Annotated in this window: 13 protein-coding genes; all 13 read left to right on the top strand. The window is 59.0% G+C overall.

The window, feature by feature from the left end; all coding sequences use genetic code 11:
• The first annotated feature begins 5 nt into the window (after positions 1–5).
• The 13 genes from HMPREF3160_RS02800 to mutM all read left to right on the top strand — a co-directional run bounded on the left by HMPREF3160_RS02800 (position 6) and on the right by mutM (position 14242).
• Positions 6–857: an ABC transporter permease gene (locus HMPREF3160_RS02800; RefSeq protein WP_035757182.1), complete on the top strand. Its 852-nt coding sequence runs from the start codon at positions 6–8 to the stop codon at positions 855–857.
• Positions 841–1677 carry an ABC transporter ATP-binding protein gene (locus tag HMPREF3160_RS02795; protein WP_083285344.1) on the top strand — a complete coding sequence of 279 codons (837 nt, stop codon included), beginning with the start codon at positions 841–843 and terminating at the stop codon, positions 1675–1677. The genes HMPREF3160_RS02800 and HMPREF3160_RS02795 overlap by 17 nt, the downstream gene beginning before the upstream one ends.
• The gene (locus HMPREF3160_RS02790; protein WP_070506995.1) at positions 1677–2735 is read left to right on the top strand and encodes a glycosyltransferase family 2 protein; all 1059 of its coding nucleotides are present in this window, start codon (positions 1677–1679) and stop codon (positions 2733–2735) included. The genes HMPREF3160_RS02795 and HMPREF3160_RS02790 overlap by 1 nt, the downstream gene beginning before the upstream one ends.
• On the top strand, positions 2732–3715 hold the full coding sequence (locus HMPREF3160_RS02785; RefSeq protein WP_070506992.1) for a CDP-alcohol phosphatidyltransferase family protein: 984 nt from the start codon (positions 2732–2734) through the stop codon (positions 3713–3715). Before HMPREF3160_RS02790 ends, HMPREF3160_RS02785 begins: the two co-directional genes overlap by 4 nt.
• Positions 3715–4668: a glycosyltransferase family 2 protein gene (locus HMPREF3160_RS02780; protein WP_370977389.1), complete on the top strand. Its 954-nt coding sequence runs from the start codon at positions 3715–3717 to the stop codon at positions 4666–4668. Before HMPREF3160_RS02785 ends, HMPREF3160_RS02780 begins: the two co-directional genes overlap by 1 nt.
• Positions 4669–4772: 104 nt before the next feature.
• Positions 4773–5234 carry an FAD synthase family protein gene (locus HMPREF3160_RS02775; RefSeq protein ID WP_070506989.1) on the top strand — a complete coding sequence of 154 codons (462 nt, stop codon included), beginning with the start codon at positions 4773–4775 and terminating at the stop codon, positions 5232–5234.
• Positions 5234–6544, top strand: a complete 1311-nt coding sequence (locus tag HMPREF3160_RS02770; protein WP_070506987.1) for a CDP-glycerol glycerophosphotransferase family protein — start codon at positions 5234–5236, stop codon at positions 6542–6544. The genes HMPREF3160_RS02775 and HMPREF3160_RS02770 overlap by 1 nt, the downstream gene beginning before the upstream one ends.
• A gap of 17 nt (positions 6545–6561) precedes the next feature.
• Positions 6562–7935, top strand: a complete 1374-nt coding sequence (locus tag HMPREF3160_RS02765) for a Stealth CR1 domain-containing protein (RefSeq protein WP_141739800.1) — start codon at positions 6562–6564, stop codon at positions 7933–7935.
• A 163-nt stretch (positions 7936–8098) separates the two neighbouring features.
• Positions 8099–11521: a CDP-glycerol glycerophosphotransferase family protein gene (locus tag HMPREF3160_RS02760; RefSeq protein ID WP_070506983.1), complete on the top strand. Its 3423-nt coding sequence runs from the start codon at positions 8099–8101 to the stop codon at positions 11519–11521.
• Between the two features lie 133 nt (positions 11522–11654).
• The gene (locus HMPREF3160_RS02755; RefSeq protein ID WP_070506980.1) at positions 11655–12230 is read left to right on the top strand and encodes a YceD family protein; all 576 of its coding nucleotides are present in this window, start codon (positions 11655–11657) and stop codon (positions 12228–12230) included.
• Between the two features lie 107 nt (positions 12231–12337).
• Positions 12338–12541, top strand: coding sequence for a 50S ribosomal protein L32 (rpmF, locus tag HMPREF3160_RS02750; RefSeq protein WP_035757176.1), 204 nt, complete (start codon positions 12338–12340; stop codon positions 12539–12541).
• A gap of 7 nt (positions 12542–12548) precedes the next feature.
• Positions 12549–13286, top strand: coding sequence for a ribonuclease III (gene rnc / locus HMPREF3160_RS02745; RefSeq protein ID WP_070507176.1), 738 nt, complete (start codon positions 12549–12551; stop codon positions 13284–13286).
• Positions 13286–14242: a bifunctional DNA-formamidopyrimidine glycosylase/DNA-(apurinic or apyrimidinic site) lyase gene (gene mutM, locus HMPREF3160_RS02740; protein ID WP_070506977.1), complete on the top strand. Its 957-nt coding sequence runs from the start codon at positions 13286–13288 to the stop codon at positions 14240–14242. Before rnc ends, mutM begins: the two co-directional genes overlap by 1 nt.
• The last annotated feature ends 13 nt before the right edge of the window (positions 14243–14255 follow it).

Genomic DNA, 14255 nt, shown 5'->3' with positions numbered 1-14255 from the left:
CGTCTATGGACATCCCAGCGTTGGCACAGTCCCACGGCCTGAGCCGTGTGGGCGCGCGCCCTGGCCTCTTCGCTTATTATCGAGAGACCTGGCGGCGCAGGCGATTCGCCATTGTCTTTGCACAGTCCAAGATCCGTGCACGCAATTCCCAAAACCGTTTAGGCGTGTTCTGGGAGATTCTGAAGCCTACCTTCAACGCGTTGATGTACGGGTTCATTTTCGGTGTCCTGCAAGGAGACCGGCGCCCGCCTGGATTCGCGGCGTTCGTGGTGATCGGCGTGTTCCTCATCGAGTTTTTCTCCAAATCGATGAGCGACGGCGCCCGCTCTATCACGGGTAACCGTGCGCTCGTGCAGTCGCTAGCCTTCCCGCGCGCGACCCTTCCGTTCTCGATCGTGATCCAGCAGATCCTCACTCAGATTCCGATGCTGGGCGTCATGTTCATCTACGTCATGGCACTGGGCTACTGGCCACGGTGGCAGTGGCTTTTGATCATCCCGCTATTCGCGCTCTATGCGATCTTCAACACAGGGGTTGCATTCCTGTTTGCACGCTTGACCGTGCACACACACGACCTGACGCAGCTGCTGCCGGTCGTGAACCGTTTCTTCTTCTTCACATCCGGTGTCTTGTTCTCGGTCGAGAACATCCTGGCTCAGTGGCCAGCCGTGATCACCGTGTATGACTTCCACCCGATCTATCAGGTCCTCACCATTGCACGCGGACTTGTTTTGGGTGGTAGCCACACGTTTGATCCAATGGCGTGGGCAGTCGTAGCGGGTTGGGCTGTGGGCCTGTTCGTGATTGGCACCGTATTCTTCTGGCGAGCGGAGGAACTCTATGGCCGAGTCTCCTAAAAAGGAACAACCTAAGAAAGAGCAAGAAGGCGTGGCCGAGCCCGTTCCGCCGAGCCGTGACGAGCAGCTGCGCATCGACCCTGATCGTCAACCGGTTGTGATCGTGGATGATCTCCACGTGAAATACAAGGCGTTCTCTTCAGGCCGCTCGGCCGGGGCGAACAGTCGCGGAGGCATCTTCAAGAAGCGGATGCGCGGCGTTCGTGAAGTGCACGCGCTCAAAGGTGTCAGTTTCGTTGCGTACAAGAACGAATCCATCGGCATTATCGGTTCGAACGGTTCCGGAAAATCGACGCTACTGAGAGCCATCACGGGCCTCACCCCACCAGCTGAGGGCGCAACCTACGCCTCAAGCCGCCCGAACCTCCTTGGCGTCGGTGCGGCTTTGATCCCGAGCGTCTCAGGCGATGAGAACATCACATTGGGTTGTTTGGCGTTGGGTTTTTCGATGCATGAGATCGAAGAGCTGCGCCCCAAGATTGTTGAATTCGCGGGCCTTGAAGATTTCATCGACCTTCCGATGCGCACCTACTCTTCAGGTATGCAGGCGCGTTTGAAGTTCTCGATCGCGGCTTCGAAGTTCCACGACATCCTGATTGTCGATGAAGCCTTGTCCGTGGGAGACGCGGCTTTCCGTAAGCGTTCGGAGAAGCGGATCCGTGAGATCCGTGACGGCGCCGGCACCGTCTTCTTGGTGTCCCACTCGATGAAATCGATTCAGGATACCTGTAGCCGAACTATTTGGATTGAAAAGGGTGTCTTGATGATGGACGGGGACACCCCAGAGGTCGTCAAGGCGTATCAGAGGTCACGAGGCTAATGACGAAGAATGCGTTGCCGCAGCTGAAGGCGAATCCAACGGTTGCGTATGTGATCCCTGTGCTGAACGGGGCCGCCTATATTGCGGAGGCTATCGCCTCAGTTTTGGATCAGGAATATGAAGGATCCCAGAAGGTCGCTGTAGCGGTGGGCCCCAGCAATGACGGTACTGAACGGATTGTGCAGCGGATCGCGGCAGAAGATTCGCGTGTGCTGTTTGTGGAGAATCCGGCCGGTAACACGCCGTCAGGTTTGAACAGGGCGATTGAAGCGGTCGACGCGGATGTCATCATCCGCGTGGATGGCCACTCTGTTTTGAGCCCGGGCTATACGCGGATCGCGATTGAGGCGTTGAAAGAGACCGGGGCCGCCGATGTTGGCGGGATCATGGACGCCCAAGGCACCAACCCGATCCAGCGTGCAGTCGCTGCGGCCTATAAGTCGCCGTTCGGTTTGGGGAACGCCCCCTACCACACCGGCGCGCAGGCCGGCCCCGCTGATTCCGCTTATCTTGGTGTTTTCCGCCGCGAGATCTTCGAGATCGTGGGCCTCTATGACGAGACCATGATCCGCGCCCAGGACTGGGAGCTGTGCAAACGCATCCGCGAGGCCGGCCATACGGTGTGGTTCGACCCTCGCTTGCGAGTTCGCTACTACCCCCGCGATAACTTCGGGGCTCTTGCCCGCCAGACCTTCGCATCAGGCGTGTGGCGTGGGGAACTAGGGCGACGAGGCCCAGGGGGCGCGCGCCTGAAACACTATGCGCCTCCCGCTGCACTGATCGGCTTCGGCGCGGGCATCATCGGGCTTATGATCCGTCCATTCACCTCGAAGGGCTCGGCCCTGCGCAAAGCGAGTACCGCGGCCGCGATAGCCCCGATCGGCTACGGCCTCGGCATCCTAGGGGCCGCTTGGCATGCCGGCCGTGAGCTACCGTTGAAGGAGAAAGGATTGCTCGCGCGGGTATTGCCGACAATGCACGGAACCTGGGCGGCCGGCTTCATCCGTGGCCGCATCATGGGCGCCGGCGACGTCAAAGACACTTCGAGAGTCAAATGACCCACAATTTCCCATCGAATCTGCAGGTTTCTGCTGACGGCACCGTCCCGGTTGGTCCGGACGGGTTGATCCGGCCGGCGAACCCCACGCTCGCCCAACTGCGTGCCGTGTGCCAGCCTCCGCATGTGCGGGCGCGCAAGAACGCAGAACACTGGACCGCTGAGCTGTATCTCCGCCACATCTCGATCTATTTCACGCGTGTGCTCGTCAAGACCAGGATCACCGCGAACCAGGTCACCACGCTCATGATGATCACGGGCTGGTTCATGGGGGCGGCAATGCTGATCCCGGGTATCTGGGGCCCGTTGATCGCAGTGGTGTTCTCGCAGGTTCAGCTCTACCTCGATTGCTGTGACGGGGAAGTAGCGCGCTGGCGCGGCGTCCGCGGACCTAAAGGCATCTTCATCGATATGGTCGCGCACCACTCAACTGAGGCGGCCGTTGCCGTCGGGGTGGGCGTACGGGTTGCGATGGGGGTCTCCCCAAGCGCGTTCACCGCGGCCGGATGGGCTGCGGCCTGGGCCGGGGCAACGTTGGGTGTCTTGCTGTTGATGAACCGCTCGCAATCGATCATGATGCATGCCTCGCGCGCATTCGCCGGTGTTGAGAAGCTCCCGGACACCTCAGAGGCCCGAGCGATGCCGCCAGCTTCGCTGATTGGACGCTTGCGCAGCATGGCGCGGTTTGTTCCGTTTCACCGCATGCTTCACGCGGTTGAGTTGAGCCTCATCTTCTTTGCGGCCTCGATTGTCTCTGCGGTGATTGGCCAGCCGGTTGTTGCCGAATCGTGGGTCATGTGGGTCTTGCTCGTTGCCACAGTGGGTGTGAACGTGGGACATTTCTGTGCCCAGGTGTTCTCTGCGCGCCTAGCGCCGCTATCGACCGGCTGGGAGTATAAGCGCCCCGAAGACGTTCAAGCACAACCTGTAGAGCTCACGGATGCTACTGATGCGTCTGTGCGTACAAGCGGTGAGAACTGATGTTCTCATCCCTCAAACGTCGGATCGGGAAGCTACGCTCAGCTGGCCGCCGTCAACCGCACCTCATGGTTGAAGGCACACCCACAGTCGGTGTTGTAGTGCTCACGATGGGCCAGCGGCCTGCCGAGCTGGCTCGTGCGTTGCGTTCGTTGCGGCGCCAGAAGGACGTCAACGTCAACATCGCGGTGGTCGGCAACGGCTGGCAGCCAGTGGGGCTGCCTGATGGGGTCAAGGGCATCAAGCTCGAAGAGAACCTTGGTATCCCGGCTGGCCGGAATGCTGGGGTTGAGCACGTGCATGGGGAGTACCTCATGTTCTTGGATGATGACTCCTGGCTGTTGGATAACGACTTCATAGCGGAGGCGGTTGAGCGTTTCCGCCAACACCCGTCCATGGGCCTGTTACAACCGCAGATCGTGGACCCTGCTAAACCGGGCCAGTCGCCCCGCCGCTGGACGCCGCGTATCTGGAAACGCACTCCAGACGTTTCCAGCAACGTGTTCCACGTAGGGGAGACCTGCTTGGTGATGCCTCGGCACCTCTTCGACGAAACCGGCGGGTGGGCTGGTGGTTTCTGGTACGCGCACGAAGGCATCGAACTTGCGTGGCGTATATGGGACACAGGCCACCGAGTCTGGTATGCAGGTGACATGCGTGTCGGCCACCCCGTGGTTGATGCCCGCCGGCATAAAGAGTTCTATCGTCTGAATGCACGTAACCGCGTGTGGCTGGCCCGCAGAAACTTGCGTCCGCCGTTCAAGTGGATCTACCCGATGGTGTGGGCGTTGGGGCAAACCGTGAGAATGCGGAAGGACCCTCGAGGTTTACGGCAATACTGGGAAGGTTTCCAGTCCGGTTGGGAAGGCTCGCCGTGGTATCACCATCCGCGGCCTCCTTTGAAGTGGTCAACGCATCTACGGATGGCTCGCTACGGGCGCCCACCGCTGATATGAGCCAGCCGGCAGGTTCGGTGTGAGATGATGGGGCGAGTTAACCCTGCGTCCATCTTCTGTTTGGACGTTTCTCATATTCTTCTAAGTCTTCACCAGGAGGACCTGTGGCACGCACCATCATCACGTATGGGACGTTTGACCTTTTCCACATCGGGCATCTGAACATTCTGCGCCGCCTGAAAGAGCAGTGCGACCGCCTTATCGTGGGTGTTTCAACGGATGAGTTCAATCAGATCAAGGGTAAGAAGCCGATTGTTCCTTTCGAACAGCGGATCGAGATCGTCCGTTCGATCCGTTACGTGGATGAAGCGATCCCGGAAGAGAACTGGGACCAGAAGCGTAGCGACATCGAGAAGCACAACGTTGACGCGTTCGCGATCGGTGAGGACTGGAAAGGTAAGTTCGATGACCTCGAGGACATCGTTGAGGTGATCTATCTTCCTCGTACGGACGGCATCTCAACGACCGAACTCAAGCGCATCCTTTCGAGTTTCGATGCCCGCAAGGTCAACGAACTCAAGGAATCCCTCGACACGCTCTCGCGCATTGTTGAGGAGCTTGGCTAATGCCACGAGGCGTTTCGCCGCTCGATGCGGTGCTGAAAGTGCGGCGTATTGCAGGTAGGAGCTTTTCGCTGGGCAGTGCTGGGCTGAAAGCCCTCAACGACCAGCTTGCTAAGCGGGCAGCGGCGCGGCGATTCGCTTCCTCAACTGACGCCGAATATTCAGTGGCGTTGGTTCATGCGGGTGGCCCGCTCACTACGTATCAGATGCGGCAGTGGGTGCGGCCCCTCAATGCTCTTGATGAGCATCTGCGTGAGCAGGGCGTGCCTGGTGCTGCGATCATCGTTCGTGATCCACGCGTGATGCAACAGTGCGCCGATATCGCGAAAGTGCCCGTTGTTTTGGCGTGGGGGATGGCCGAGGTCATCGAGGCCCTCAACAAGCCGAGTGTGCGTGTTGCGCTGTATGCCAACAACAACACGTTGAATTTTCAGGCGATGGCCGCTCAAATCCCCGCGCACGTGCATGTAGGGCATGGCGAATCAGATAAAGCGTCGATGGTCTCGAACCAGTTGAGGGCCTACGATGCTGCCCTCATCGCGGGTCAAGGAGCACGTGACCGCCTTGCCGCCCGGCTTGTGGGGCTGGATCGCGTTGCCCTATATGAGGTGGGGCGTCCGCAGATGGACTTCCCGGACCCGCCTCCAGCGAGTGTGCCGGAAACTGCGAAGAAGACGGTTTTCTATGCCCCCACATGGGAGGGCGACCGGGCTGAGATGTCGTATTCCTCCCTGGTTTCATGCGGTTCCGCCGTGGTCGAGGATCTTGTGGATGCCGGGTATCGACTCATTTACCGGCCGCACCCGCAGACGGGGAAGAACTCGTCGCTGCATGCTGCGGCGGATCGCGCGATCCGGCAGACCTTGCATCGGGCTGGTGCTGAGCATGTGGTCGATGACCAGCCGGGCCTTGGCTGGCAATGGGATGTAGCTGACTATGCGGTGCTCGATGTTTCCGCGATGGCCTTTGAAGCGCTGGCGGCTGACAAGCCGACCGTGGTGATCGCGCCTGAACACGAGCAGGCTGAACGAGTCAGCGGCGGCATCCTGGAGTCGTTAGTTGTCTTGGATCCGCGTCAAGCCAAAGCTTCTGGGCAAGCGGGTGCGCGCGATGGCGGGATCTGTGAGCTTCTGAAAGTTGCCGAGCGCGAGGAGTCTGTCGCTCAACGGCGCCGATGCGCGGCCTATTATTTTGGTGATGTCACTCCCGGGGCTCAGCGGAGGCGTTTCGTTGATGCTTGCTGGGATATCCTCATCACTCGGGACCGAGCGCTCGTGGATACGCTCGGGCTCGCTTCAGTACTCTCCACTTAAGGCAGACGTTAGAGATCGTGAGTAGGTTGCCGGTCAAAGACGCCTTTTTCTCCATCCGTTTCGCCTATGCGTTGCGTCGGTTGCAGCAGTGCCACGCATCGATGGGCCTCACGCCCGGTAGGGTGTGGGCCTCCTATGCCGGGGGTATCTCCGATGAGGTAGCTACCCGTTTACCGGTTACTGAGCGCTCCACTTTCCGAGGCAGGGCGGTTCTGTGGATAGAGGAGCCAGACGTTGGCGGCAACGAACTCTCAGTTGCGAATCCGCCGGCAGGGCTCAAGCTTCTCCGGGCTCCGCGCCGGTTTGTCCCGCCGGAAGCTCAAGCCGCTTGGCGGGTGATCGCCAGCAACGGGCGCGCGATTCATCCGGCGGCGCAACCGTTGATATGCGCGGGCGAGCCTGGTCAGGGCGTCACAGGCACGATGTTCTTCAACGAGCCTGTGGATGCGGTCATCACGTGGGTCGATGGTTCTGATCCTGAATGGGTGCAACGTAAGAGCGCATTTCAGCCGGGGCAATCGGCACGTGAAAGTTCGAACGTCGAGGCCCGCTTCAGTGATAACAACGAGCTGCGGGCATGCCTGCGTGGCATCGCGGCGTATGCGCCGTGGATCAGGCACATCTTTATTGTGACCGATCAACAGGTTCCGGCGTGGCTCGATCAGTCTGCCGGACAAGCGGGCGGAACCGGCGTCAGCATCGTAGACCACCGTGAGATTCTGCCCCACAACGTGCTACCGACGTTCAACTCGCACGTCATCGAGTCAGCCCTGCACCGCATCCCAGGACTATCGGAGCATTACTTGTACTTCAACGACGATGTGATCTTGGGTGCGCCGAGCACCCCGGAGGACTTCTTCACCCCTGCTGGCCAGATGCGTGTTTCACTGAGCGGACAGGGCATTCACGGTGACCTACCGGTCATGGATTCAGCACGTAAGAACCGCGAATTGTTGATGCAACTGACAGGTACGATCATGGATCGCCGCTATAAACACGTACCCCACGCTCAGCTCAGAAGCGTTGCCTATGAGCTAGAAGAGGCCATCGAGGAACATATTTCACAAACGCGTTCGCATCGGTTTAGAAACCCTGCGGATGTCTCTTTCGCTTCCTCGCTGTTGCTCAGCTATGCGGTCGCTACGGGGCGCGCGGTTCCATCAGCGTTGTCGTATTCCTACATCGATGTGGGGCAGAACGATGCGGTGCGCCGCTTAGGCGGGCTACTGCGAGAAAGAACTGCTGCACAGAATGGTTCGGCGGAGCAGGGCTACGGACGTTTGGTCAACTGCTTCAACCAGGTTAAAACCATGAGCGCTGGCAACAGCAAGGCGTTACGGAAAACGCTTGAGGCCATGTGGCCGTGGGCCTGCCCGTGGGAAACCACCTGAATGTGAACCGGCTTGCGTTTGGGTACTAGAAACCCTGGCACGTAACCGCAGCGCAACCCCTCAAAACACAAGCGACGTGTCGAGCCGAGCGCTCCTATGTGAAAACCGTCGCTAATATAGCGGTGGAGCTTGTGCATAGCAATGGTAAAGGAACTCTCAGCAAGTGGACCCCAAGGGCATTCTGAATAAAGCTAAAAGCAACGTGGTTCGCTCCGCGATGCGCTCAGTGAACCTCACCCGCGGTGCTCTGCGGCGCCGTCGTGCCGTCAAACCGCGTGCAGGTAGTGAATACCTAGCTGTGAGTCCGGATGCCCTCGGCTTGATTCTGACCGCTTATGGGTTCAAGCAAAAGCCGGTTGCCCTGGTTGCTGTGGCAGCGGAGCACGTCGTGGCGCGATTCGACGTTGAGCAGGCAACGGTTGAGTCTCGGACTGATGCCTATACAGCCACGGCAGACTACCGCGTGATCACCAACGCTCTAGCCAACCTCACGATCGCGACTGAGGACATCGACGGTGATGAGAGCACACCTGAGGATGGCGAGGACGAGGGATGGAAGCTGCAGCTTGGCTGGTTGCTGGAGCCCAGCGAAGAACGCCCGGTCGGCGCCAGCAGCAGCGTTGTCTTAGGCGACCATGTTGTTCACGAGACTGAACTAGAGCACACCGCCGGTATGCAGTGGATTCAATGGGCTGGCCGCGCGAGCAAAACGGAGGCTTCAGCGTTCCCTCGCCGCCACGTCAACGGTCACACCGTGACGCCGCTGATTACAACGCGTGGCAACGTGCGCATCGACGTCAACACGCCACCGGCTCTGCACGCGTTGATCTACGCTGACGATGTTTGCGTCCAAAGCAACGGCATTCATGTCAAAGGTCGTGTTGCTTCAGCACAAGGCAACGTGACGCAGCCGCGATTCGTTGTGGTGGGACGTGAGACTGGTACGCGTTTTGAATCCCGTATGCGCTTGGAACTTGACCGTGGCTGGACTCAAACCGATTTCGGACGTCGACGCTACCGGTATGACGTGCGTGTTCCGATCAACCCCCTCATGTGGGACAGCTTCAGCAACTCGGAACCGTTCGATGCGGTAGTCGAGTTCTATGACACCGAAGGCGTTGTGCATACTCGCCGTGTCTCGCGTGTGCCGATCGAGTCTCGCGTGGCAGCACGCGGCGGGATCCTAGAAAGTAGGGGTCGCATCGCTTGCGTGAGCCCATACTTCACGTTCAAAGCTAAGGCTTTGTCTTTCCATATCGAATGCTTCGAGCTTTCAGTCAAACCGTTGCTGACTGGCACCCGGAAGGTCGATCCGCAAGCCGATGTGTGGCTCATCGGTGAACAGCCGTGGCGAGCAGGAGACAACGGCTACCGTTTCTTCACGTGGCTCAGGCGCAAGCATCCGCAGATCAACGCGTACTACGTGATCGACAAGGATTCGCCGGATATCGAGAAATTCTCCGGCGAGCCCAACGTGGTGTTGAGCGGGACCTATTCCCATTTTGAGAAAGCGCTCCAAGCGAGCAAATTCATTGGAACGCACCACCCCGATTTCCTGATGCCAACCTACGCGCCTTCGTTCAAAGCGCGGCTGCGTGGAACCCGGGTATTCCTGCAGCACGGCGTGCTCGGAGTGAAGCGCATGACGTCCACGTACGGCAAGAACGCCCCCCAGTTCAACGTGGACCAGTTCTTTGTCTCCTCAGAGAAAGAACGCGAGATCGTGATGAATGACCTGGGATACAAGGCCGACCAGGTTGTTGTCACTGGCCTTCCACGTTTCGATTCCCTGTTGGGGGAGAGTGTTGAGCCGCGGCGCGGCCAGGTTGTGGTGATGCCGACGTGGCGGGACTGGATCCGTGACGAGGAAGGCTTCCTCGCCTCCGAATATTTCCAACAGTGGCACCAGGTGCTCTCCAGCGATGGCTTCGCCCGCGTCGTTCGTGAAAACGGGCTCGACGTCAAGCTATATCTGCACACGAATATGCAGCGTTTCGCCCACCACTTCGAAGACCTGCCTGTCACGGTGATCTTCCCCGGTGAAGAAGACGTTCAGTGCCTCATGCAAGAATCTCAGCTCTTGATCACCGACTATTCCTCGGTTGCATTCGACTTCAGCTTCCTCGGCAGGCCTGTGATCTATTTCCAATTCGACCGGGGGCGTTTCCTTGGCCGAAACGGCTCCCACCTTGATTTGGACGCGGAACTCCCAGGCTACATCGAGTTCACCGCCAACGATGTTGTAGAGCGGCTTCGCAGCTGTGCTGCGTCCGGGTTCGAACAGACCGAAGAGTTGCGTGCGCGTAGCCGCAGCTTCATGACGCACCGTGATACACGTAACTGTGAACGGGTTTTCAAGGCGGTCATCACCGGGCCGGAGCACACCATCGTAGGCTCAGGCTCGCCATGGAAAGACGCGATGCCGTTGGTGGTACGCCGTTTCCGCCGTAGCCGCTGGTACTGGAAATCCATGCGGGCTTTCTATAAAGCGGCCTCCGTTATGCCTGGCAAACGCGAAAGCCTCGTCTTCGAATCTGGGCTGGGTAAACAGTATGCGGACTCGCCGCGATACATCTATGAAGAGCTCCTCCGGCGCGGAGACACGCGCCCTAAAGTCTGGATCTATAACGGCCCGCACGTTTTCACCGACCCGAACACGGAAGTTGTTCAACGGTTGAGCCCTGAATACTACGCCGCCTTAGCGCGTGCCCAGATATGGACTATGAACCAGTCAGCGCCTTCGTATCTGAAGCGTCCGGCAAAGGTGCGTTTTGTACAGACCTGGCACGGGACACCGCTCAAACACATGCAGCTCGATGCCGCTGGAAAGCAAGAACAAAGCGAGGGATACCTTGAGCGCGCCCAGGCGGGTGTGCGGCAGTGGACCCACTTACTATCGCCGAGCCCGTATGCGAGTGCCGCGTTCCGGTCCGCGTTTGGTTTCAACGGGCCTATCGTTGAGCTCGGTTATCCACGTAACGACATCCTCGCCTCAGACGAGGCGCCAGCCATCCGCGAACACACCCGAGCCCAATTGGGGTTGGGGGAGCAACGCGCAATCCTGTATGCACCGACCTTCCGCGATAACCAGAAGAACGCGCGCGGCAAGCTAGCCTTCCAGCTTCCGTTCGATCTGGAGACCTTCGCGCAACAGATGCCGGATGACACGGTTCTTCTGCTGCGCATGCACAGCCTCATCGCAAGCCGCATTCAGATCCCTGAGCACTTGCGTGACCGGGTCAAGGACGTCTCCTCATATTCGGATATCCAGGAGCTGTTCCTCGCATCCGATGCCCTGATTACTGACTATTCTTCAGTGTTCTTCGACGCCGCAGTGTTGCGGTATCCGATCGTCTTCTTCGCATACGACCTCGAGGACTACCAGCAGAACCTGCGTGGGTTCTACCTCGACTACATGAAAGACCTTCCAGGTCCGATCGTCCAAGACGAAGCAGAGCTGTGGGCCACGGTGAATGAGCACCTCGAGAAGGGGATCGACCAAGAGCTACGCACCCGCTTCATCGAACGCTTCGCACCGCAAGACGACGGGCATGCAGCCGAGCGCGTCGTCGATGAACTCTACTGAGCACAACAGGCCTGTGCTCACGGATGTTCGCATGTGGGTTGCGCCACGCCAACTGGAGTTGATTGGAGACGCGACGGTGAATCAGCTAAGATGGAATGTCGCATGTGTTCTGCTCACAGAAGGAGTTAGGTAGATGAGCACTGAGGCGTTGAACACGCCTTCAGCATCAGCCTGGGTCTTCGACGTGCATGAGATCGCCCGGAAGGTCGGTTCGATGCATGAGGAGCAGAAGACGCTTCCGGCGCCTGAAGACCTGAAAGTTCCGCTGATTGGCGTAGAGCCCGGCTCGCGCGTTCCAGTGGAACTACGGTTCGAAGGCGTACACGAAGGTGTATTGGTGACCGGGCAAGCAACCTTGCCGATTAAGGGCGAGTGTGGCCGTTGTCTGGACCCCATTTCCTACACATATGATGCGCACTTCCAGGAACTGTTTTTCCACCCGGAACAGCAGCTTGATTCGGATGACGAGACGGAAACACACGTGATCGTCGAGGACAAAGTAGACCTGGAGCCACTGCTTCGCACCGCCGTGGTTGGTGAACTACCGTTCCAACCACTGTGCGATGAAGACTGCATGGGTTTGTGCGATCAGTGTGGGGTTCGACTCGAAGACGAGCCGGAACATCACCACGAGATAGTGGATCCCCGTTGGGAGGCACTGCGTGGGTTGAGCACCTTGGGTGAGGAAGCGCCCCAGGAGCACACATAAGGCTGAGATCCTAGTCCCGGATACCCGGGCAGGTGAAGCCGACATAGATTTTGACTCTGGACGCTCACCGTCCAAAACTGACCAGCAACAAGGAAGAGAGACAAGCCGTGGCTGTTCCAAAGCGGAAGATGTCCCGTGCGAATACACGCAACCGCCGCGCTCAGTGGAAGGCCACTGCGCCAACTCTGGTGAAGACCGTTGAAAACGGTCGCGTGACGTACAGCCTGCCTCACCAGGCGAAGATGGTCACCGACTCGGCAGGCACCGAGCTGTTCCTTGAGTACAAGGGACGTAAGGTAGCTGACGCCTAAGTTGTCTGTGGCTAAAGCAACTGAGCTTTCGAAGCGTCTCGGGGTCTTTTTAGACCCCGAGACGCTTCGTTTAGCGTTGACGCACCGCTCGTGGGCCTATGAGCACGATGGTGAACATAACGAGCGCCTCGAGTTCTTAGGGGATTCGGTGCTCGGGTTTTGTGTTACCACGTTCATTTTTGAGCAGTACCCGACGGTTTCAGAGAGTCAACTGACGGCGTTACGTGCACGTTTGGTCTCTACCCAGACGCTCGCCCAGGTCGCTCGTGCGCTTGGCGTTGGGCCGCACATCCGGCTCGGTAAAGGCGAGCAGCAGTCTAACGGTCAAGATAAAGATTCGATCTTGGCTGACACGATGGAAGCGCTCCTGGGAGCCGTGTTTTTGAAACACGGATTGGACGCTGTGAAACGGATCATCGCCGAGAACGTGCTTCCGCTGATTGACGATGAGGAAACGATTCGCCGCAGCACAGACTGGAAGACGTTGATCCGGCAGATCGCGAGCCAACACGATCTAGGTGAGGTTGTCTATGACATCACCAGCGAAGGGCCGGACCACGCCCACACCTATACTGCGCGGCTCTTGATTGGCGATAAACGCTATGCGAACGGCACCGCGACCTCCAAGAAGGACGCCGAGAAGATCGCTGCTGGAGCATCCTGGAAGATGCTCGTGGGGGACTTGATCGCGATGGGCGTGATCGATTCAGATCCCCTCTCACCTGGGCACAAAACCTCCGCCTGATGCCTGAACTGCCTGAAGTTGAGGTTGTCCGCCGTGGTTTGACGGATTGGGTTGTTGGGCGGCGGATCGAACACGTAGAGGTCCACGACCCGCGTTCAGTTCGCCGTCAGGTCGGTGGTCCTGGCGCCTTCATTTCCGTGGCAACGTCAATGACCATCACGGCGGCGGTGCGTCGCGGCAAGTTCCTGTGGCTCACGCTCGCCCCTGAGCTAGGGTCCGATGCGGGGCACGAATTTGGCGCGGAGCCTGCCTTCGCTCTCATGGCTCATTTGGGTATGTCTGGGCAGATGCTCGTCGAGGACGCCGAACAGCCGTGGGAGAAGCACCTCAAGGTGCGTTTCTCTCTTTCGGAACGCGACGGCGCACCTACCGAGCTGCGCTTCATAGACCAGCGGATCTTCGGCGGGATGTGGATCTCCGAGCTTGTACCGACACCGGACCACGGCCCTGGTGGGGTAGGAGACCAAGCCCACCTGATCCCGCACGCCGCACACCACATCGGGCGCGATGTCCTAGACCCCCTGACCAACGCTCGTAGCTTGCGGAAGCAGTGGCGCAACAAACGCACCGGGATCAAGAACGCACTCATGGATCAGTCCGTGGTCTCCGGGGTGGGCAACATCTATGCGGATGAGGCGTTGTGGCGGGTCAAGAGGCACTATGAGACTCCGGTATCGCGTCTGCCTCTAGCGGAGATCGAGGCTTTGCTGGAGGCGTTGCGCGCCGTGATGCTCAGTGCGTTGGAAGCCGGTGGGACGAGCTTCGATTCTCTCTATGTCAACGTCAACGGCGCTAGCGGCTATTTCGACCGTTCCCTCAACGCCTACGGGCGAGCCGGCCAACCCTGCCCGCGGTGTGCCAACAACGGCAAGCCAGGCATGATTGTGCGTGAGCCGTGGGGCGGGCGCTCATCGTTCCGGTGTAGCTGGTGCCAACGCCGCCCACGCGGACTCTGAACACCTGAGCACA

Origin of the sequence: Arthrobacter sp. HMSC06H05 (assembly GCF_001807395.1) — a bacterium.
Classification (GTDB): Bacteria; Actinomycetota; Actinomycetes; order Actinomycetales; family Micrococcaceae; genus Pseudoglutamicibacter; species Pseudoglutamicibacter albus.
Note: the sequence above shows the minus strand (reverse complement) of the source record. Positions and strands in the feature narration are given on the sequence as shown.

Coding starts and splice junctions, on each gene's coding strand:
- HMPREF3160_RS02780 (WP_370977389.1), top strand. CDS start 3,715: ATGTTCTCATCCCTCAAACGTCGGATCGGGAAGCTACGCTCAGCTGGC.
- mutM (WP_070506977.1), top strand. CDS start 13,286: ATGCCTGAACTGCCTGAAGTTGAGGTTGTCCGCCGTGGTTTGACGGAT.
- HMPREF3160_RS02785 (WP_070506992.1), top strand. CDS start 2,732: ATGACCCACAATTTCCCATCGAATCTGCAGGTTTCTGCTGACGGCACC.
- HMPREF3160_RS02790 (WP_070506995.1), top strand. CDS start 1,677: ATGACGAAGAATGCGTTGCCGCAGCTGAAGGCGAATCCAACGGTTGCG.
- HMPREF3160_RS02755 (WP_070506980.1), top strand. CDS start 11,655: ATGAGCACTGAGGCGTTGAACACGCCTTCAGCATCAGCCTGGGTCTTC.
- HMPREF3160_RS02795 (WP_083285344.1), top strand. CDS start 841: ATGGCCGAGTCTCCTAAAAAGGAACAACCTAAGAAAGAGCAAGAAGGC.
- HMPREF3160_RS02770 (WP_070506987.1), top strand. CDS start 5,234: ATGCCACGAGGCGTTTCGCCGCTCGATGCGGTGCTGAAAGTGCGGCGT.
- HMPREF3160_RS02800 (WP_035757182.1), top strand. CDS start 6: ATGGACATCCCAGCGTTGGCACAGTCCCACGGCCTGAGCCGTGTGGGC.